Here is a 17994-nt window from a genome sequence, read left to right as displayed (position 1 = left end):
GTGTCGGAGGTCTTGCATCTCCGCCCCGGCCGGCCGGATGCTTTCTCATTCCTTTCAGACGGTTACCTGGACAATGACAACCTACGACCTGGTGGTGATCGGCAGCGGACCTGCCGGACGCAGAGCGGCTGTGCAAGCCGCGAAATTCGGCAAGAAGGTTCTCGTCGTCGAACGAGGGCGGCGCCTCGGCGGCGTCTCGGTCCACACCGGCACGATCCCGTCCAAGACGCTGCGGGAAACCGTGCTCAACCTCTCGGGCTGGCGCGAGCGTGGCTTCTACGGCCAGAGCCACCGCGCCAAGGAAGAGATCTCTGCCTCCGATCTGATGTCCCGGCTGCACAAGGTGCTCGACTACGAAGTCGAGGTGCTGCAGCACCAGTTCCTGCGGAACGGCATCCACCGCATATGTGCGGCGGCCCATTTCCTTTCGCCCAACAAGCTGGCGCTCACCACGGAGAACGGGGAGACAACCGAAATCCTCTTTGCCCGCGCGGTGATCGCCGTGGGCACGAAGCCGTCCCGTCCCGATAACGTGCCCTTTGACGGAAAGCAGATTCTCGACAGCGACGAGATCATCGATATCAAGTACCTGCCGCGCGCCCTCACCGTCATCGGCGCCGGCGTGATCGGCGTCGAATATGCCACCATCTTTTCCGCCCTCGACATCCGCGTGACGCTGATCGACCAGCGCACCACCTTCCTTGATTTCGTCGACCGCGAGATCATCGGCGACTTCTCTCACCAACTGCGCGACCGGGGCATCACCCTGCGTCTTGGCTGCGAGGTGAAGGACATCCGCAAGAAGGGCGCCAACGTCGAGGTCACGCTCACCGACGGCCGCCAGATTCTCTCGGACATGGTGCTCCATGCCGCAGGCCGCACCACCAACATCGCCGGCCTCGATCTTGACCGCGCCGGCATCACGGTGGACGAGCGCGGCCGCATTCCTGTGAATCCGCAGACATTGCAGACAAGCCAGCCCAACATTTATGCGGCGGGCGACATCATCGGCTTCCCGAGCCTCGCCTCCACCTCGATGGAACAGGGCCGCATCGCCGCCTGCCATGCCTTCAACATGGCGCTGCCGCCAGTGCCGGAATGCTTCCCCTACGGCGTCTACACCGTGCCGGAAATCTCCTACGTCGGCCTCACCGAAGAACAGGTGCAGACTGCAGGCATCGCTTATGAATGCGGCGTGTGCCGCCTGCGCGAAACCTCGCGCGGCCACATCATGGGCGTCAATTCGGGCTTCCTGAAACTCATCTTCGCGCTGAAGACGAAGCGCCTGCTTGGCGCGCACATCGTGGGCGAAGGGGCAACCGAACTCATCCACATCGGACAGGCCGTAATCAATCTCGGCGGCACGGTGGATTATTTCGTCAACAACACATTCAACTATCCGACCCTTGCCGAGGCCTACAAGATCGCCGGTCTCGATGCCTGGAACCGGATGAATGCCAATGCCGAATTCATCCACATGACGCCCCTGCCGCACGAGCCCCACGCCACAGACACGCCAGAGGATGATGAAGGCCCGGAACTGGAGAAGATTCCGGCCTGAGGTTTCAGGTCAGGCGTTTCTTCTCCGGATCGGATCGCAACATATCAAGAAGGCCCGTCAACTCCTTGCCGACGCTTCGCGGCGCGACGAGGACCGACTCAGCCGTGACGATCACGGCCACATCGCACATGCCCACCACGGCCACATGCTGCGCCTCGCTGATGACGAGCGCGCCCTCGGTGAGATGCAGCGTCGCCGGACCGGTCACGGCATTGCCCTTGCTGTCCTTGCCGCGATGCTCCCACACGGCATTCCACGTTCCCATGTCCGACCAGCGGTAGCTCACCGGCTTGCAGGCCCCGCGGCGCGAGTGTTCCAGCACTGCGTAGTCGATGGAGAGATCGGGTGCCCGGGCGAAGGCGTCCTCATCCGGCATAAAGAACTTGTTACCCTCCAACTCGCTCACCTGCATCTGCGCCACTGCCTCTCGCACCGCCGTTGATATCGCGGGCTGAAGTGCCGCCAGTTCCTCTTGCATCACGCAGGCACGGAACATGAAGTTGCCGGAGTTCCACAGACAGCCCCTGCCAAGCAGGGAAAGCGCTACGTCGGGTGCGGGTTTTTCGATGAAGCGTGCAATAGCATAGAGTCCATCAGCCTGCGGCCCGCCTTTTTCAATGTAGCCATAGCCGCTGTGCGGACTGTCGGGCGTGACACCGAAGGTGATGATGTGACCGCCTGCTGCGCCGCCAGCACAGTCGCGCACGGCCTGCCGGAACGCCGCCCCGTCCGCGATGAAGTGGTCCGACGCCAGCACCAGCATCAAAGCATCCGGCGTGGCACAGGCTTCGAGCGCCAGTGCGATGGCGGGCGCGGTGTTGCGGCGGCACGGTTCCAGCAGAACGGTTCCCCGCATGCCTGCCGCTCCCAGGCTCCGGAGCACATGCGGCGCCAGCGCGTCCGCCGTGACGACCACCGGGTCCGCAAACAGCGACGGATCTGCGATCCGCTGCAGGGTCAGGTCGAACAGGCTCCTGCCATCGAAGAGCGGCAGGAACTGCTTCGGCATGGCCTCCCGCGAGGCAGGCCATAGCCGCGAGCCCGCGCCGCCACACAGGATGACGGGAATGATTTTCTCGGCCGTGGCGTCCCCATTCATTGCTTATTGGCCAATGAGCTCAGCTGCCCCGTAAGTGGCGAATCCCTCTCGACAGAAAACGGAATCCGCAACGATGTCTGCCAGGTTCGGGACCAGTGGGCTGCGTGGCCTCGCCACCGAATTGACCGATGGAACAGCAATGCTTTTTTCCAGGGCATTCGCGCGCCATCTGTTGCACCAGGGCGATGCCGTGCCCGGCCTGCAGGTTCTTGTGGGCGGAGATTTGCGCGAGTCCAGTCCGGTCATCATGTTTCATGTCTGCGCCGGGCTCCAGGCAGAAGGTCTGGTGCCGGTCGATTGCGGTGCCATTCCGACCCCTGCCCTTGCCTATGCCGCGATGTCCCGCGGACTCCCCGCCGTCATGGTCACGGGCTCTCACATTCCGGCAGAACGGAACGGCTTGAAGTTCTATCGGGCCCGCGGGGAAATCAGCAAATCAGATGAAACCTCCATCGCCTTCCTGACACAGGATGCCGATTTTGCCGCACCCCCAACCCCATCCGACCTGGTCGAGGCCCGCGAGGGGCTGGGCGAGGCCTTCGTCGCCCGGCTTACCCGCTGTTTCGCGGGCAGGCCTCTGACCGGTCTGCGGGTCGGCGTCTACGAGCACAGCACCGTGGCGCGGGACTTGCTCCTCCGCATGATCGGCGACCTGGGCGCCACTCCTGTTCCGCTCGGACGATCCGAAATGTTCATCGCGCTGGATACCGAAGCGGTCGAACCCGGCGTGCTGCAAACCCTGAAGTCGTGGATCAGGGAGCACCGGCTCGACGCAATCGTGAGCGCCGACGGCGACGGCGACCGCCCGTTGCTGATCGATGAAGCGGGAAAGCTGCTGCGCGGCGACGTGATCGGCCTTCTCACCGCGCAATTTCTTCGAGCCGGGGCGGTGGTGACTCCTCTTTCATCCAACTCCGCACTCGAACAGCGCCTGCGTGTGCCGGTGCTCCGTACATCCATCGGATCGCCTTTCGTGATTGCCGGGATGGAGGCTTTGAGGCGCAGCGGACACCGAGGCATTCTCGGCTTCGAAGCGAATGGCGGCGTTCTGCTGGGCGACGACGTGAAGCTTGCAGGCGGAACGCTCTCTGCCCTCCCCACCCGCGACTGCTTCCTGCCGCTGGCCGCGGTGCTGAGCCTTGCCGCCGCAAAGGGCTGCGCCCTCTCCGCGCTCGTCAGCGAACTTGCACTTCCAATCACGGCGACCGCCAAGATCGAAGGGCTGCCGCAGGAAAGCCTGCGCGCCTGCATGGATGCCCTGAACACCGACGATTGCGAGGTCGCCGAGGTCCTGCAACCGCTCGGAACCGTCGCCACCCTCGACCGCACCGACGGCATCCGCGCCGTGATGACGAATGGCATCATCGTCTTCCTTCGCCCTTCCGGCAACGAGCCGGCGCTCCGCGTCTACGTGGAGGCAGAGAGCGAAGCCGAGGCACAGGACCTGCTCGTGCGCACCGCCGCGCTGGTGAGAGACCATCTCGCCCACAAGACCAACTGCTGACATGGGGTCCGCTGTGGTGTTGGCGTGTGTGATTGCCGCAGCTTGGCTCGCGCTCCTGATCTACAATTTCTTCGAGGGCGAAACACTGCTCCGCGATCTCATCGATGAGGTCCGCCTCAGCCGCACCAGCCTCACGGCTCTCGATAAGACCTGGGCTCGCAATCCTGAAAAGTCGGACGTGATCGTCAGCCTCAGCACCATCCCCAGCCGCCTGCCCCACATCGCGCCGACACTCAAGAGCCTGTTGCGCCAAAGCCGCGCGCCAAAGCGGATCGTCCTCAACCTGCCTGCCTACAGCCTGCGGGAGAAAACGGACTACATGGTGCCCGATTTTCTCAAGGCGCTCTCCGCCGTCGAGGTGATCCGTTGCGATGACCTCGGGCCTGCAACGAAACTGACACCGACCCTGCTCCGCGAGACACCCAGTCAGGCCATCATCGTGGTGGACGACGACCGCATCTATCCGCCCACACTCGTTGCAGAACTGGAGGATGCCGCTGCGGCAGCCCCGGACACGGCCTTTGCCATGTGCGGGTGGATCGTTCCCCCTGACCTCATCGACCGGCCCACCACCGTCTGGTCGAACCTGATGCTGAAGGCACCCGTGCCGCTGCGCGCCCGGCGACTGCGAAAGCCCGTGGCAATCGACATCCTGATGGAGTTTGCGGGCTACATCGTGCGGCCCCGCTTCTTCGATGTGGCGGCGATCCAGAATTATGCGGCGTCACCTCCCGAAGCCTTTTACGTTGATGATGTCTGGTTCAGCGCCCATTGCAGGGCGGCGAAGGTGGTCCTTCCCGCCCGGCGTTACAATTATCAGCCAAAGCTGCGACGCGCCTTCTACGAGCGTACCAGTCTCGCCGTCATCAACCGGGGACCCGGTGGTGACGAGCGGCGGAACAACACCCTCATCATAAAGAAATTTGCAGATAAGTGGCGCGTCGGGGGAAAACGGTAGTCCCTTTTCGCGCGGCAGGACGCAGTGCTACGCATCATCGACCGTTATGTCATGCGGCATGTCCTGGGTGTCATGCTTGCAACCATCGCGACCGGCGTCCTCGTCCTCTGTCTGGCGCGGATGTTGATCGTCGTGCAGTCGGGGGCAAGCTTCGCCCACAATTTCCCGCTGGTGATGAAGCTCACCGTACTTTTCGTGCCGCACTACCTGGGCTTCATGCTGCCGCTTTCGCTGTTCTGGGCCAGCTACACGGTGGTGCGCAGGCTTTCTCTCAACGCGGAACTGACCACGCTGTTGGCGAGCGGCGTCAGCCTCACCCGCTTCACCCTGCCCTTGCTGCTAATGGGCGTGATCGTGACGGTGGGCAACGCCGGCATCCTCGGCTGGGCGGAGCCATGGGGGCGCTATCTCTACCGCGAGATCGAGTTCCAGGTGGAGAATGTCTCGCCCTACCTGGCCGCAACCGAAGGCGAGTTCATCAAGGTGGGCGGGCAGACGCTGCTCGTCGAACACATCGACCAATCCGCCGGGACTTTCAGCAAGATCTTCCTCTACGAGCCCAAGACCGGCGGCGGCTCCACCGAGATCCTGGCCGAGAGCGGCAACATCCTCGTGGATGGTGGCCGCGTCGCCCTCTTGCTGCGGAACGGCACACAGCTGAAGCTCAAGCCGCAAGGCACCGGGCGTGAACCGGCGCCCGAGTCCCTCGATTTCGAAACCATGATCTTTCCCCTCTCCTCTACAGAGAAACCCTTCCGCGCCATGGGTGACGACGAGCAGGAATACTCATTGCTCGGTCTTTACCGCCTTGCGGACACGCCGCCTGCCGGAACCAGCCCGGCTGAAATGATCTCGGAACTGCATCGCAAGCTGGTCATCATTCTCTCCAGCCTGTTCCTGCCTCTGTTGGCCACCGCCTTCGCCCGCACCAACGCCCGAGGCCGAAATGCCGTGCAGGGGGTGATCAGCTTCACTTTCCTCATCGCCTATTATCAGGTGGTGCAGTTCGGCTCGATCCTGACCAACATGGGGCTATCGCCAGCGCTCACCGTGTGGCCGGTCTTCCTTCTGCTGCTGGTGGCCGCGCTCAGCCTTCTTGCCGTGCAGGATCTGCGCGCGGGCACACCGGTGGAGAGAGTGGTATTCGCAATCAACAGCGTGATGGAGAACGTGGTGACATGGTTCAGGCCGGCACCCCCTCGCCGGCGGCGGCGGCGCCTTCCCCGGCGGAGGCGGAGCAGCAACGCGATCTAGAGATCACCGAGTGCCTTGAGCCGGGGCCAGATCACCGGACGGGCCGTCGCAAACATCTCCGGCGTATCGATCTCCGACCAGGCGAGATCGCGGACATAGGCGGCGGTCATCCGGTGAACGGAGAGCAGCGCCATGAGATGGCTTTCATAGGCTTCATACGGCTTGGCCATGAGCTGCGCATCGATCCCTTCGAGCAAGGCCATCCGCAACGCCGGACCAAGCTTGATGATGCCGACGTGCTCGCCCAGGGGCGGAACGGTCAGGTCTGCCAGATGCTTCGAGAAATGCCGGAGACGCCCTTCCCAGCCCGACCAGACATAGTATTCGTCGCCCGAGCCTGTCGGCCCCGAAACAAGAGCGGCATTGTTGCAGGACTCGGCCAACAGCGCATCGAGCCCCCGCCCCTCGTAGAGAATATCGGAATCGAGCACCAGCAATGGCGCCTTCACCGCCAGGAGGCCACAGCGCAGGCTTTCGAGCGAGCCCAGATATTCGAAGTTCGGGTTGTGCACGCAGCGTAACCCGTCGCGCCCGGCGGCAAAGGCGTCGTACAGATCGGCGCGGTAGCCGGTGACGATCACGATGTCGCTCACGCCACGGGCCTGCATCTGGCGGATGGAGCGACTGACCAGCGCCTCACCGCCGACGTCGACCAGCCCCTTGGGGAGCGCCCCGCCCGCGCCAGCGAGTCGCGTGCCCCGCCCCGCTGCCAGAATAACCGCCCTCGATATCGCCATGCTCACCGTCTCCGCCAAGACTTGCAGGAGACGTGCCATCAGTCGGGCCTATCTGCACATAAACAGGGACACCGAGCAGCCTGCGGAAGGCCATGAGGAAAGTGAGGAAGGCAAAAATGACGATGATCTCCAGTCCACTGAACACCGTGCGCCAGATGAAGAAGAAGGCGTCCGGCAGAACCTTTCCGCTGAAATAGACGATGCCGAAGAGCAGGCTGAGCCAGAACACCCGGTGCGCCATACGGGGCAGCGGCCTGAGGCGTGGCGACAGGGGCAGGCCGTTGTCATCGCCTTGCTTCAGAAGCGCAGCGACCAGCAGCCCGGCCAGCGTGATGCCGATGGCATGGCCAAAGAACAGCATGTAGCTGCCCACGTCGTGCATCTCAGGGGCGATGTCGCCGGTGTACTGGCTGAGCACGATCATGCCTGCCAGAGCGGTCATCTCGCTGGCAAGGAAAGCACCGATGGCCGCTATCCTCCACCCGCGATGGCGGGTGAACGCCAGCACGTGCTGCAGCAGCACCGCCGCCGCCTGGATGATCCCGATCACCAGGCAAAGCGCCGAGATGATCATGGCGACGGCGAAAGGTTTGCTTATGAGCGGATCAGTCAATAGCCGGCTCACGGTCGGCGGTGCTTCGATGTACTGCCGCGTCTTGAGCACGATTCCCGCCAGATGAGCCGCAACAATGGCGCCCCCCGCTGTGCAACTTCCGAGCAGTATGGGAACCTGCCGCAGCTCCCACTTCCAATAAAAACTTATTCGCACATTACTTATCTAGATTAATGAATATTGAATTGCCGAGTATTCCCATACTGTCTATTGCAGCGTTGAAAATTGCAATATCTCCGGAGGAAAAATGATCCGCACCGCCATTGTCGGTCTCGGCAATTGTGCAAGTTCACTTGTGCAGAGCATCCATTACTGCAGAAGCATGGGCGATGCCGCGATCGGCGTCCCCTTTCCGGTGCTTGGCGGATACACACCCGCGGACATCGAGATCGTTGCCGCCTTCGATGTCGATGAACGGAAGGTCGGCCGGCCGGTGAACGAGGCAGTCCTTGCAGCACCCAACTGCACCGCCGTGTTTGCCCGTGATCTTCCGGCAACACCGGCCCAGGTCCATCGCGGACCCAATCTCGACGGCGTCACCGCCTTCATGCGCAACCAACCGCCACACCGCAGCTTTGTTGCCAGCATGGCGCCGGAACTTTCTGCGCAGCAGGTGACGGAGGTTTTGAAATCGTCCTACGCCGAAGTTGTGATCAGCTTCCTGCCCGTGGGCTCGCAGGAGGCAAGCGAGTTCTATGCCACCTGCGCGCTGGATGCGGGCGCGGCCTTCGTCAACGCCATTCCCGTTTTCCTAGCCAGCAATCCGAAATGGGCGGCGGCTTTTGCGAAGCGTCACCTTCCCATCCTCGGCGACGACTTCAAGGCGCAGATCGGCGCCACCATCGTCCACCGCACGCTGGCCAAGCTCTTCGACCTGCGCGGCGCGAAGCTTGACCGCTCGTACCAGCTCAACGTGGGCGGCAATACCGACTTCCTCAACATGATGGATTCCAACCGCCTCACCCAGAAGCGGCACTCCAAGACGGAAGCGGTGCAGTCCATCCTCGACGCCCGCCTTGAGGACGAGAACGTGCGCATCGGCCCATCCGACTATGTACCGTGGCTCAACGACCAAAAGGTGGGCTACGTGCGGCTCGAGGGCCGGATCCTGGGCGGCGTCCCCATGAACCTCGAGGTCCGCCTGCAGGTGGAGGACTCGCCAAATGCAGCCGCCATGGCCCTCTCGGCCATCCGCTGCGCCCGCATCGCGCTGGACCGCAAGCTCGAAGGCGCGGTGCCGGATGCCTCGGCGTTCCTGTTCAAGCATCCGCCGAAACAGATCGAGGACAGCGAGGCCTACGACCGTCTGCTCGCCTTCGCCAATCATTAGGACCGGCAAGGCATGGCGACGGGGCACGCGATCATCACCGGCGGCAGCAGCGGCATCGGCCTGGCGACGGCCAAGCTTCTCGCCACGCGCGGCGTGTCGATCAGCCTCATTGCGCGGAATGTGGAGCGGCTGAAGGAGGCGCAATCCGCCGTGGCCGAACTTGCGGCAGCGGGCGCACGCATCGGCATCTTCCCCTGTGACGTGCGCGATCCCGAAGGCCTGCGCATTGTCGTCGATGAATGCATCGCCGCCTTGGGCCCGCCCACCTGGGCGATTGCGTCGGCCGGCATCGTCCGTCCCGGCACGTTCCTCGGCCAATCGATTGCCGCGCATGAAGAGCAGCTCCAGACCAACTATCTGGGATCGCTCTACTTCGCCAAGGCCGTGACTCCCGCAATGGCGGAGAAGCGGAGCGGCCGACTCGTCTTCATTGCCTCGGGTGCGGCCTTCATCGGTCTTTTCGGTTACGGCTCTTATGGCCCGTCGAAATTCGCGGTGCGGGCGCTCGCCGAAACCCTGCGCGTGGAACTGAAGGCCCATGGCGTCGGCGTCAGCCTCGTCTGCCCGGGTGATACGGATACGCCGCAATACGCCGAGGAACTACTCACCCGGCCCAAGGTGACGAGCAAGCTCGCCGATAGTGGCCACATCCTCACCGCCGAGGCCGTGGCGGAAAAGCTCGTCCGGGCAGCGGAGAGCGGCAGGTTCCTCGTCACCTACGGCTGGCAGCTGCAGGTGCTGGGCCGCACCCACAGCCTGATTGCGCCGCTCGTCCGCTCCTATCAGGACTGGCTCGTCTCGCGCTTCGGCGGCGACGCGTGATGGACGACCTCCGTCTCCTTACGGTCATCGCGGGTGGGGCCTGGCTTGCGGGCTGCGTTTTGTTGGGGGTCCTGTCGCTGTTGCCGAACACCCGCTCTCGCGTGAAGGAATTGTGGCCGCTGATGGTCTCCGAAGCGGCGATCCTCGGAGCAGGCACGCTGCTCTGGCTTCTCCCCCACAGCCTGCTGGTGGTTCCCCTGCTGCTGGCGGCAGCGCGCTTCGGTTTCGAGAGCGGCAAGGTGAATGGTGGGCAGGACAGTTCCTTCGCTGGGGCCATCACTGCACTTAGCCTCGCGTTGGCAGCGATGTTGGTCTGGATCACCTCATCGACGCTCATGCTGTTTTTTCTTTTCTTGGGAATGCTGACGGGAATCGTCATCGGCTTCTCCATGTCATCAAAACCGCTGTCCCGGCTCTTCCGCACCCTCCTCTTCCCGACCCTGCCCTTCCTGCTTTTCGTCCTCGCCGCCACCAAGCCGGACACAGGTACGGTCTTCATCCTTTCGCTCCTCATCGTCGAAGTCTTCGACAGTTTTGCCCTGCTGGGCGGCAAGCTGTTCGGCCGTCACCTCATGGTGCCCAAGCTGAGTCCGAAGAAAACCTGGGAGGGATTTGGCGTGGGTCTTGCCGCCGCCCTGCTTGCTGGCGCCGCGCTTTCGATGATGACCATCCTTCCCGCCCCAACCGTCATGGCAATCGCCCTTGTCTCGACCATCGCGGCCGTCGCAGGCGATCTTCTGGCCTCCGCCGCCAAGCGGCGCGCCGGGGTGAAGGACTATCCCGCGCTCCTCAGGAGCCAGGGCGGACTGCTCGACATCTATGACGCCTGGATCGTGGCGGCACCCGCCGCCGTCTTCACCGTTCTGGTACTGGGATGACGCAGGCCACACCGCCGCGCGCAACACTCGCCCATCTGCGGTATCCGGCCTGCCTTGTGGCCCTCGGGTTCGGCGCAGGCTTGAGCCCGGTGTGGCCGGGCACGGTGGGCGCTGCCCTTGCCTTCCCGCTGTTCCTGTTCATGCAAAGCTGGTCTCCGGCGGCAAGCACTACCGTGCTCACGGTTTTGGCGATGATCGGCACTATCGCTTGCGGCCGCGCCTGCCGCATCCTCGGTGCGCAGGATCACCCGCAAGTGGTGTGGGATGAAACGGTGGGCCAGCTCCTGGTGCTTCTGGCCGTGCCTGAAAGCTGGCCATGGTGGCTTGCCGCCTTCATCGCCTTCCGCGTCTTCGACATCGTGAAGCCCTGGCCGGTGCGGTTGGCGGATGTCTATGCCACCGGGGGTGCGGCAGTGATGCTGGACGATTGCATTGCGGCATTTCAATCGATCATGCTGCTCCGGCTGATCCACGGCTTTACGGGCTGAACGAGTCGGAAACCAGTTCGCCCGTCGCCCATGAGCGGCCCCACACATCTACCTTCGCGACCTTGGGCATGCTGCCCTCGCCCTCCAGATGAAGGAAGGCGGAGATCAGCTGCACCTCCTGTCCGCGGAGCTTGGCTTCAAGGCGCGGCCTGCCATTGACCACCCGCAGCACGGCGCTGCGATCGGGATAGGGGCGGATGATGATGCGGAAGGCATTGGCCTCACCGGGCATGGGCTTGGCGACCACGCCGAACGCGAACCTGTCCTCGGCGAAGCTGAGGTTCTTCTTTTCGCCGTTGTCGTTGTAGCGCCGCCAGTAGACCTTGATGGGTTCTCTGCGGGAGAGCTTTCCCGCCGCATCCATGTTGGCGGCATAGACGATGGTGTTGGAATTCATCGAGCGTTGCAGGAAGAAAACCTGATTGGGCTCCTGCGGGACCGGATAGCCGAAGCTGCCGGGTTCACCTGCGCTGGCCCCCACCAGTTCTCCAAGCATCGCGGCCATCAGGACGAAGGACCGCCACCACATCACCCGTCTCCTCTCCGCGCCGCATTGAAGCGCTTCAGCAGGCCGCGGGCCCGCCAGAAGCGCTGCAGCGCCGTGACGTGGCAGAGGACCGCCATCAGCCACAGACCTGCGCCCATGAAATCGACATAGGGATCGATGCGAGCGCCAGCGACGCCGTTCACGATCAGCAGCAGGCAGAGGAAGATGATCCGTTCCTGCCGCTCGAACAGATCGGGCCAGTCGGTGTTGCTGACCGGCATCTCGATCGCCGTGCGGGCCTTGGCATAGCTGGTGAGATAGGCCCCCGACAGAACAGCAAAGGCCGCGGCCCAGTGGCCGGTCGTCTGCGCCACCGCGGCGAGCACGAAGAGTTCCTGATAGCGGTCCACCATGGCGTCGAGATAGCCGCCGAAGTGGGAGGACTCGCCCCTGAGCCGCGCCACCGCGCCATCGAGAGAGTCGGCGGAGAAGGCGAAAAGCAATGTAATGCCGAACCACAAGGTGGACCCGTGGTAGACAAAGGCAAGGGAGAGAAGCGCCACAAGCAGCAGACCCGCCAGCGTCACCTGATTGGCGGTCATCACCCTGGCGACGGGCCGCGCCAGCCCTTCCCACAGGGGATCGATGTGGCGCTTGAACAGACCGTCAATCATGGCGCGACGCCTCAGACATGAAAAAGGAATGGAACCACGGCGCGGTGCGGCGATAGGCATCCAGGAAGAGCTGGAAGCGCCGCTTGAAATAGGCCTTGCGCGCCGCGTCGGGGCGGAACACCGCTTCCTCCCGTGCGCCGAGCGAGGCAGCGGCTGTCCAGGGATCGGCAAAGACTCCAAGTTGGGCGCCCGCAATCGCCGCCACGCCCTGCACCCCTGCAAAGCGCGCCTCCGGACCGATGGACAATTCCGTGCCGAGACAATCGGCGAGCGCCTGACACAAGGCGCGGTTCTGGGTGGCGCCACCCACCACACGGAGGCGTTTGCCCCGCTGCGCCCCCTTCTGCTGCACGACCGAGCCGTAGGCCCAGCGCGTATTCAGCGCCACGCCTTCGATCACAGCCTGCGCAAGGCTGCGCGGATCATGCATCAGCGAGAGACCGAGAAACGCGCCGCGCAGGCGCTCATCGTCGGCCGGCACGCGCTCGCCCGCCAGCCATGGCAGGAAGAGCGGCGGCGGCGCGGCTCCGGGGTCCGCCTGAAAGAGACGCGTCTGCGCCTCGCCGTTGGCCAAGCTGTCATACCAGTCGAGGCAGGAGCCTGCGCTCTCCTGCGTAGCGATCAGCAGCGGCCGATTGCCGATCGGGCTGAGGATGGTGGCATAGCCTTCGCTCGCTTTCAGGCGGCGCGAGGAAAAGAAGCCGCCGATCCACGAACTGGTGCCGAGCGAAAGATGGAGTGCACCATCCGCCACCTGCCCGCTGCCCAGTGCCGCGGCACAGACATCACCGCAGCCGGCGATCACCGGAAGGTCCTGCGGCAGGCCAAGATCGCTTGCCGCTGCCACGGTCAATCCGCCAACCTCCGCATCGCCCGGCATGATCTCCGGCAGCAGCGCCTCAGAGAGACCGAAGCGCTGCATGAGAAAAGGCGACCAGCGGCATCGGCCGGGCCGCGTGTCCATCATCCAGGTGAGGTTGGCGGAATCGGCCGTGGTGACGAAGCGGCCACAGGCGCGGTGGATCAGCCAATCCTTGACGTCGAGCAGCTTGTGGGTGCGGCTCCAGATGGCGGGTTCGTTCTCCCTGATCCACATCATCTTGCCGGGCGGGTCCATGCCGTTGAGCGAGGGCGCACCGTTGGTCAGCCAGAGCGAGCTCAGAAGCTTGAAGGCGCCATAGCCCAGCACCGAAGGGAAGCCGCCCATCGCCCGCCGTGTGACGGCGGAAGCGCGCTTGTCGAGCCAGATCAGGCAGGGCCGCAACGGCGTTCCCTCTGCATCGACGGGCACGACACCGCAAAGCTGCGCTGCCATGACCAGCGCCGCCGCCCGGTTGGGGAGATCGCTTGCCGTCTGGCGCAGTTCGGCAAGGGCGGCCCGCAACGCACGCCACCAGTCCAGGGGGTCCTGCTCGGCCTTGCCCGGCCCCGCAAAGCGGGTGGGATAGGATTGCACCGCAACGGCTTCGATCGAGAGGTCAGGACGGACGAGGCCAACCCTGAGGCCCGTCGTCCCGACATCGACGGCCACGATCACATCACGCTTGCTGAACACCATGGGCAGAGGCTCTAGTTTGAGCTAAGCTAATTTGCCAATTTGGCATCTCAGGCCGTTGAAACACCTGATGTTTCAGTTTGAACAGATCACATGACCGAGTCGATCGACGTCGTTTACACTTGGGTTGACGACCATCAGCCGGGTTACGCCGGCCAGCTGGCGCAGCATGCCCGCAAGCCGCGCGACCGGGATCCCGCCCGCACCCGCGACACACTCGAGACGCTGCGCTACAGCCTGCGCTCGCTCGAGCGTTTCGCGCCATGGGTCAACCATATCCATCTGCTCACCTGCCGCCCGCAGGTGCCGGCGTGGCTCGACACGGCCCATCCGAAGATTTCGGTGGTGCACCACGATCAGGTCATGCCGGCTTCGGCGCTGCCCACCTTCAACTCGCTCGCCATCATCAGCCACCTGCATCTGATCCCGAACCTGACGCAGCGCTTCCTCTACATCGAAGACGACATGGTGTTTGCGGCCCCGGTCACCCTGCAGGATTTCCTCGACGGGAGCGGACGTCTGCGCGTCTTTGCCGAGCGCCATGTCGCGCCCCGGCGGGAAGACATCCGCAATGCCGATACGTCCGGCGGCTGGAACCTCGCGCTTGCGGAGAGCATGCGCCTGCTCGACCGGAAATACGGCGCCGCACAGCGCCGGCAATGCGGCCACAGCCCGCTTCTCATCGACAAGACCCGCTGGGCCGAGACGCTCGACTTCTTTCCGGAAGTGCGCGACGCCACCATCCAGTCCCGCTTCCGTGGCGAAGGCAACATGGCGCCCGAGTTCCTCTATGCCCAGTGCCTGCTCGCCGAGGGCAAGGCGGTGCTTGTGCCGCGCGCAAAGGCACGGAAGACGGCAGGCTATATTCCGCTCGAGGATTTCTGGCCCGCGACACTGTTCTTCATGACAATGGCCCATCTCGACAAGCCGAAGTGGCTTACCCTCAACGACAACTTCGGGCCGAAGCCCAGCCGGATCACGACGGCGATGGTCCGCCGCCTGCTGGACTATCTGCTGCCGGAGCCTTCCAGCTTCGAGCGGCGGCTAGCGAGTGCGGCGGAATAGACGGCCTCAAAGGCCGGGGCCATGGCGGCGACATCAAACTGCCCAGCGTGGGCGCGGCCCCAATCGCTCAGCGCCGCATGGAGCGTGCCATCCCCAAGAAGACTGCTGATCCTGCGCGCAAGTGCTTCAGCATCGCCCGGCGGCACGAGCAGCGCTTCGCCCGGCCCCGTCAGCACATTAACGTAACCGGCATTCGCCGCCGCAATCACCGGCGTGCCGCTCGCCAGTGCCTCGGCCAGAACGATGCCGAAGCTCTCCCCATAGAGCGCGGGCGCCACGGCGAGATGAGCCTCCGCGAGAAGAGCGCGCAGTCCGGCCCGGTCCGGCGCCGGAACATGGCTGAGGTTTGCTTCTCCCAGATTCTGTTGTGCCGCCCGCACAAGAGGTTCCAGTTCTCCGCTTCCGGCGACGACAAGACGAGGCAGGACGACACCGCGCGGCAGGGGCACCAGCCCTGTCGCCAGCAGGTCCCAGGCGCGGAGCAACACGGCGATGCCCTTGCGCGGCTCAAGGCGGCCGAAGAACAGGACGGTCTTGCGCAAGGGGGTGCGGGGCTTGGCGAGGGTTAGCAGATCGCCGAGATCTGTCACCGGCGGGAGAATGACGGGGCGGCAACCGTGTCTGCCCGGCCGCAGGTGGCCCATCGGCGCGGGCGAAACCGCAATCGCACCTTCAAGCCGGTTGAGAACCGCCCCGCTCAACAACTTGAAAAGACTCCGCAAAATCATGCCGGAAACGCCTGGCGGCGGCGTGTCGTGGAAGGTTGCGACAGCGGGCACCGAACTCCGCCGGAAGATCTGCCACGGCAAGAGCGGCACCCAGATCGTATGGTAGTGCATGACATCCGGACGGAAGGCGGCGAGGCGCACATCGAGCTCGCGCAGTTCTTCCTCTGTCGCCAGCGTGAGTTCAAACGACGTGCCGAGCACCGAGACCTTTCGCGTTGCGCCGAGCGAGAGAATGTCTGTCCCCTGCTCCACACCCCGCCCGGGGCCGATCACCAGCAGCTTGTGGCCGCGCCTGCGCAGCTCAGCCGCCAGCGACAGCACGTGCTGCTGCACCCCGCCGTGACGGGAGAGATCATAGGGGCTGATCTGCACGATGCGCACGAAGGGTCAGGCGGCTTCGCCTGCCGTGGCGGGCGCCGCCACTTCGGTAAGCCGGCCACTCTCGAAGCGGATCAGCCGGTCACAGCAATCGGCCCAGTGCAGGTCATGGGTGGAGACGAGCAGTGTCTTGCCGCGCGCCTTCAGCTCGGGCAGCAGGCTGCGGAAAAAGAACTCGCGCTGGCCCTGGTCCTGGTCGGCCACGAACTCATCAAGGATGAGGAAATCGCGGTCCTCCAGCAGCGCAATGGCCAGCGCCAGCCGCCGCCGCTGCCCGGCAGAAAGATCGAGCCGCGTCACCTCGCCCTTCGTGAGGCCGGTGATGCCGGACAGCCCGACCTTCTCGATGGCGGCGTCAGCTTCCACGTCCGGCACGTGCTCGAGCCCGTGCAACTGCTTGAAGACGTGGAACTGCGAGAAGATGGCGGAGACATGCGAGCGGTATTCCGCCATGGTCTCCGGCGTCTGTACGACGCCATCGACGCTGATGGCGCCGTCGCGGAGGTCGAGAAGGCCCGCCATCACGTTCATGAAGGTGGTCTTGCCCGACCCGTTGTTGCCGACGAGGAAGACGATCTCGCCCGCCCTGAGCTCGAAGTCGACGGGGCCGAGCACGAAGCTGCTCGTCTCCCGCGAGTCGTGAATGGCGGATGCGGAGACAAGCGAGATGGTGTGGAAGGGCTTTGGCTCAGGCTGCAGCACTTCGGAGAAACGCCGGAAGCGGTCCAGCTTGCCCGCCAGTTCGGAAATGCGCGCGAAGCAGACGAGCGTGCCGATCACCGACGGATAGCTCGCCACGATCTGCTCGAAAGGCGTGAGCGAGAAGAGTACCAGCGTCAGTACCTGGAAGGTCGTCGCCATGTCGACCTTGCCATAGAACGGCACAAGGAAAACGATGCCCCCGAAGAGCATGAACTTGAGGGCATGAACGACACTCTCGCCACCCTCGTAGATGCGGTTCACCTTGATCATGGTCTCGCGGAGCAGATGCAACACATGGGCGGTCGCCGCGGCAAAGCTGTCGCGGCGGGGAATGTGGAGCCGGAGTTCGCGGAAGCCCTTCAGCATTTCCGAAACGCGCTCGAAATAGGCAACCTCCAGCGCGCGGGCATCGTTATTGAGGCGGGCCATCGCCTTCTGCTGCAGATAGTAGCTGAGAATGCCGCCAATCATGACGAGCGAGGTGAAGAGCCCCGCCACCAGTGAATAATAGAAGAGCTGCGGGATCGCGATGCTGAGGAACACGGCGGAGGGCAAGAGCCCGAGGATGGTCGAGGTGAAGCCGGAGACCGTCGTCACATCGGTGGTGAGGATGTGATAGATGCCGCCGTGCTGTTGCCGGTCAAGGAAGTTGGGCTGCGCCTTCATCAGCCCCCGGATCAGGTCCATGCGGACCGTGTTGGTGACATGGGTCGTCACCATCACCGTGGTGATCTGGTAGAAATAGGTGGTGCCGATCACCACTGCAAAGGCCAGGACAAAAAGCGGAAGCCAGAATGACAGCGCCACGTCGAGCGGCGCAGCGGCAGCCTTGTTGACCACGATCATCACGTAATCCCGCGAGAAGCCCGCCAACGCGGCGAGCGGCAGCAGCACGAACTTCAGCTTCGGCGGGCCATGCGCCCACAGAAAGCGAAGCATCACACCAAACTGCCTGAGACTAATTTCCATATAGGGTGGGGCCACTGTAGCGGGTCTGGGGGACGGGCGGCGATGGTACCAATGGCGGCCAACTGCCCGATCGATGTGTTTTTGAGAAACCGATCCGTTTCGACGATGGCCGAACCTATTGAACGCCCCGCTTTTTCGCCAATAAGCCCGAAGTCACCCCTCATCCTGACCGGCGCTGACTCAGAGTTCTTC

At 63.9% G+C, this 17994-nt stretch carries 17 protein-coding genes; 9 read left to right on the top strand and 8 right to left on the bottom strand.

Going from position 1 to position 17994, the window contains the following annotated elements; genetic code table 11:
* Positions 1-73 precede the first annotated feature (73 nt).
* Positions 74-1561 carry a Si-specific NAD(P)(+) transhydrogenase gene (gene sthA, locus QM801_RS04710; RefSeq protein WP_415018058.1) on the top strand — a complete coding sequence of 496 codons (1488 nt, stop codon included), beginning with the start codon at positions 74-76 and terminating at the stop codon, positions 1559-1561.
* Between the two features lie 4 nt (positions 1562-1565).
* Here the strand turns inward: sthA and QM801_RS04705 are convergent, their stop codons facing one another.
* Complete coding sequence (locus tag QM801_RS04705; protein ID WP_415018057.1) at positions 1566-2660, bottom strand: mannose-1-phosphate guanylyltransferase; 1095 nt, start codon at positions 2658-2660, stop codon at positions 1566-1568.
* A 73-nt stretch (positions 2661-2733) separates the two neighbouring features.
* Here QM801_RS04705 and QM801_RS04700 point away from each other — a divergent pair, with 73 nt between their 5' ends.
* The 3 genes from QM801_RS04700 to QM801_RS04690 are packed head-to-tail and all read left to right on the top strand — an operon-like array spanning position 2734 to position 6376.
* Positions 2734-4164, top strand: a complete 1431-nt coding sequence (locus QM801_RS04700) for a phosphomannomutase (RefSeq protein ID WP_415018056.1) — start codon at positions 2734-2736, stop codon at positions 4162-4164.
* A gap of 28 nt (positions 4165-4192) precedes the next feature.
* The gene (locus QM801_RS04695; protein ID WP_415018055.1) at positions 4193-5122 is read left to right on the top strand and encodes a hypothetical protein; all 930 of its coding nucleotides are present in this window, start codon (positions 4193-4195) and stop codon (positions 5120-5122) included.
* 24 nt (positions 5123-5146) lie between these two features.
* Positions 5147-6376, top strand: a complete 1230-nt coding sequence (locus QM801_RS04690; protein ID WP_415018054.1) for an LptF/LptG family permease — start codon at positions 5147-5149, stop codon at positions 6374-6376.
* Here QM801_RS04690 and QM801_RS04685 read toward each other — a convergent pair.
* Together QM801_RS04685 and QM801_RS04680 are read right to left on the bottom strand one after the other, a co-directional pair.
* Positions 6373-7113, bottom strand: a complete 741-nt coding sequence (locus tag QM801_RS04685) for an NTP transferase domain-containing protein (protein WP_415020890.1) — start codon at positions 7111-7113, stop codon at positions 6373-6375. The two genes, QM801_RS04690 and QM801_RS04685, sit on opposite strands and share 4 nt — an antisense overlap.
* Positions 7013-7777, bottom strand: coding sequence for a hypothetical protein (locus tag QM801_RS04680; RefSeq protein ID WP_415018053.1), 765 nt, complete (start codon positions 7775-7777; stop codon positions 7013-7015). Before QM801_RS04680 ends, QM801_RS04685 begins: the two co-directional genes overlap by 101 nt.
* Positions 7778-7973: 196 nt before the next feature.
* Between QM801_RS04680 and QM801_RS04675 the strand changes: the two genes are divergently transcribed.
* Genes QM801_RS04675 through QM801_RS04660 form a run of 4 tightly spaced genes read left to right on the top strand, consistent with a single transcriptional unit; the run spans position 7974 to position 11244 of the window.
* On the top strand, positions 7974-9056 hold the full coding sequence (locus QM801_RS04675) for an inositol-3-phosphate synthase (protein ID WP_415018052.1): 1083 nt from the start codon (positions 7974-7976) through the stop codon (positions 9054-9056).
* Positions 9057-9068: 12 nt separating this feature from the next.
* Complete coding sequence (locus QM801_RS04670) at positions 9069-9878, top strand: SDR family oxidoreductase (protein ID WP_415018051.1); 810 nt, start codon at positions 9069-9071, stop codon at positions 9876-9878.
* Entirely contained in the window at positions 9878-10756 is an 879-nt protein-coding gene (locus tag QM801_RS04665) for a phosphatidate cytidylyltransferase (RefSeq protein ID WP_415018050.1), read from the top strand. The genes QM801_RS04670 and QM801_RS04665 overlap by 1 nt, the downstream gene beginning before the upstream one ends.
* Positions 10753-11244: a phosphatidylglycerophosphatase A gene (locus QM801_RS04660; protein ID WP_415018049.1), complete on the top strand. Its 492-nt coding sequence runs from the start codon at positions 10753-10755 to the stop codon at positions 11242-11244. Before QM801_RS04665 ends, QM801_RS04660 begins: the two co-directional genes overlap by 4 nt.
* Here QM801_RS04660 and QM801_RS04655 read toward each other — a convergent pair.
* From QM801_RS04655 to QM801_RS04645, 3 genes are read right to left on the bottom strand one after another with little or no spacing between them, the layout of a single operon-like run.
* The gene (locus QM801_RS04655; RefSeq protein WP_415018048.1) at positions 11234-11773 is read right to left on the bottom strand and encodes a DUF4833 domain-containing protein; all 540 of its coding nucleotides are present in this window, start codon (positions 11771-11773) and stop codon (positions 11234-11236) included. The two genes, QM801_RS04660 and QM801_RS04655, sit on opposite strands and share 11 nt — an antisense overlap.
* Complete coding sequence (locus tag QM801_RS04650) at positions 11773-12405, bottom strand: CDP-alcohol phosphatidyltransferase family protein (RefSeq protein ID WP_415018047.1); 633 nt, start codon at positions 12403-12405, stop codon at positions 11773-11775. Before QM801_RS04650 ends, QM801_RS04655 begins: the two co-directional genes overlap by 1 nt.
* Positions 12398-13963 (bottom strand): xylulokinase, encoded by a 1566-nt coding sequence (locus QM801_RS04645; protein ID WP_415018046.1) that lies wholly within the window; start codon positions 13961-13963, stop codon positions 12398-12400. The genes QM801_RS04650 and QM801_RS04645 overlap by 8 nt, the downstream gene beginning before the upstream one ends.
* A 90-nt stretch (positions 13964-14053) precedes the next feature.
* On the opposite strand from QM801_RS04645, the gene QM801_RS04640 reads away from it, so the two are divergent.
* The gene (locus QM801_RS04640; protein WP_415018045.1) at positions 14054-15025 is read left to right on the top strand and encodes a hypothetical protein; all 972 of its coding nucleotides are present in this window, start codon (positions 14054-14056) and stop codon (positions 15023-15025) included.
* Here the strand turns inward: QM801_RS04640 and QM801_RS04635 are convergent.
* Both QM801_RS04635 and QM801_RS04630 read right to left on the bottom strand, forming a co-directional pair.
* A complete protein-coding gene (locus QM801_RS04635) occupies positions 14968-16134 on the bottom strand; it encodes a glycosyltransferase family 4 protein (RefSeq protein WP_415018044.1) in 1167 nt (388 codons plus the stop codon). The genes QM801_RS04640 and QM801_RS04635 overlap by 58 nt on opposite strands.
* A 6-nt stretch (positions 16135-16140) precedes the next feature.
* Entirely contained in the window at positions 16141-17772 is a 1632-nt protein-coding gene (locus tag QM801_RS04630; protein ID WP_415018043.1) for an ATP-binding cassette domain-containing protein, read from the bottom strand.
* Positions 17773-17994: the final 222 nt, after the last annotated feature.

Source organism: Aestuariivirga sp. (genome assembly GCF_047600585.1).
In the GTDB taxonomy this organism is placed as follows: Bacteria; Pseudomonadota; Alphaproteobacteria; order Rhizobiales; family Aestuariivirgaceae; genus Aestuariivirga.
The sequence above is the reverse complement of the archived record's forward strand: the minus strand, read 5'-3'. Positions and strand labels throughout refer to the sequence as shown.

Excerpts from the sequence above, each read along its gene's own strand:
- QM801_RS04630 (WP_415018043.1), bottom strand. The coding sequence starts at position 17,772 with ATGCTTCGCTTTCTGTGGGCGCATGGCCCGCCGAAGCTGAAGTTCGTG.
- QM801_RS04700 (WP_415018056.1), top strand. The coding sequence starts at position 2,734 with ATGTCTGCCAGGTTCGGGACCAGTGGGCTGCGTGGCCTCGCCACCGAA.
- QM801_RS04675 (WP_415018052.1), top strand. The coding sequence starts at position 7,974 with ATGATCCGCACCGCCATTGTCGGTCTCGGCAATTGTGCAAGTTCACTT.
- QM801_RS04665 (WP_415018050.1), top strand. The coding sequence starts at position 9,878 with ATGGACGACCTCCGTCTCCTTACGGTCATCGCGGGTGGGGCCTGGCTT.
- QM801_RS04650 (WP_415018047.1), bottom strand. The coding sequence starts at position 12,405 with ATGATTGACGGTCTGTTCAAGCGCCACATCGATCCCCTGTGGGAAGGG.
- QM801_RS04685 (WP_415020890.1), bottom strand. The coding sequence starts at position 7,113 with ATGGCGATATCGAGGGCGGTTATTCTGGCAGCGGGGCGGGGCACGCGA.
- QM801_RS04670 (WP_415018051.1), top strand. The coding sequence starts at position 9,069 with ATGGCGACGGGGCACGCGATCATCACCGGCGGCAGCAGCGGCATCGGC.
- QM801_RS04640 (WP_415018045.1), top strand. The coding sequence starts at position 14,054 with ATGACCGAGTCGATCGACGTCGTTTACACTTGGGTTGACGACCATCAG.
- QM801_RS04655 (WP_415018048.1), bottom strand. The coding sequence starts at position 11,773 with ATGTGGTGGCGGTCCTTCGTCCTGATGGCCGCGATGCTTGGAGAACTG.
- sthA (WP_415018058.1), top strand. The coding sequence starts at position 74 with ATGACAACCTACGACCTGGTGGTGATCGGCAGCGGACCTGCCGGACGC.
- QM801_RS04660 (WP_415018049.1), top strand. The coding sequence starts at position 10,753 with ATGACGCAGGCCACACCGCCGCGCGCAACACTCGCCCATCTGCGGTAT.
- QM801_RS04645 (WP_415018046.1), bottom strand. The coding sequence starts at position 13,963 with ATGGTGTTCAGCAAGCGTGATGTGATCGTGGCCGTCGATGTCGGGACG.
- QM801_RS04705 (WP_415018057.1), bottom strand. The coding sequence starts at position 2,660 with ATGAATGGGGACGCCACGGCCGAGAAAATCATTCCCGTCATCCTGTGT.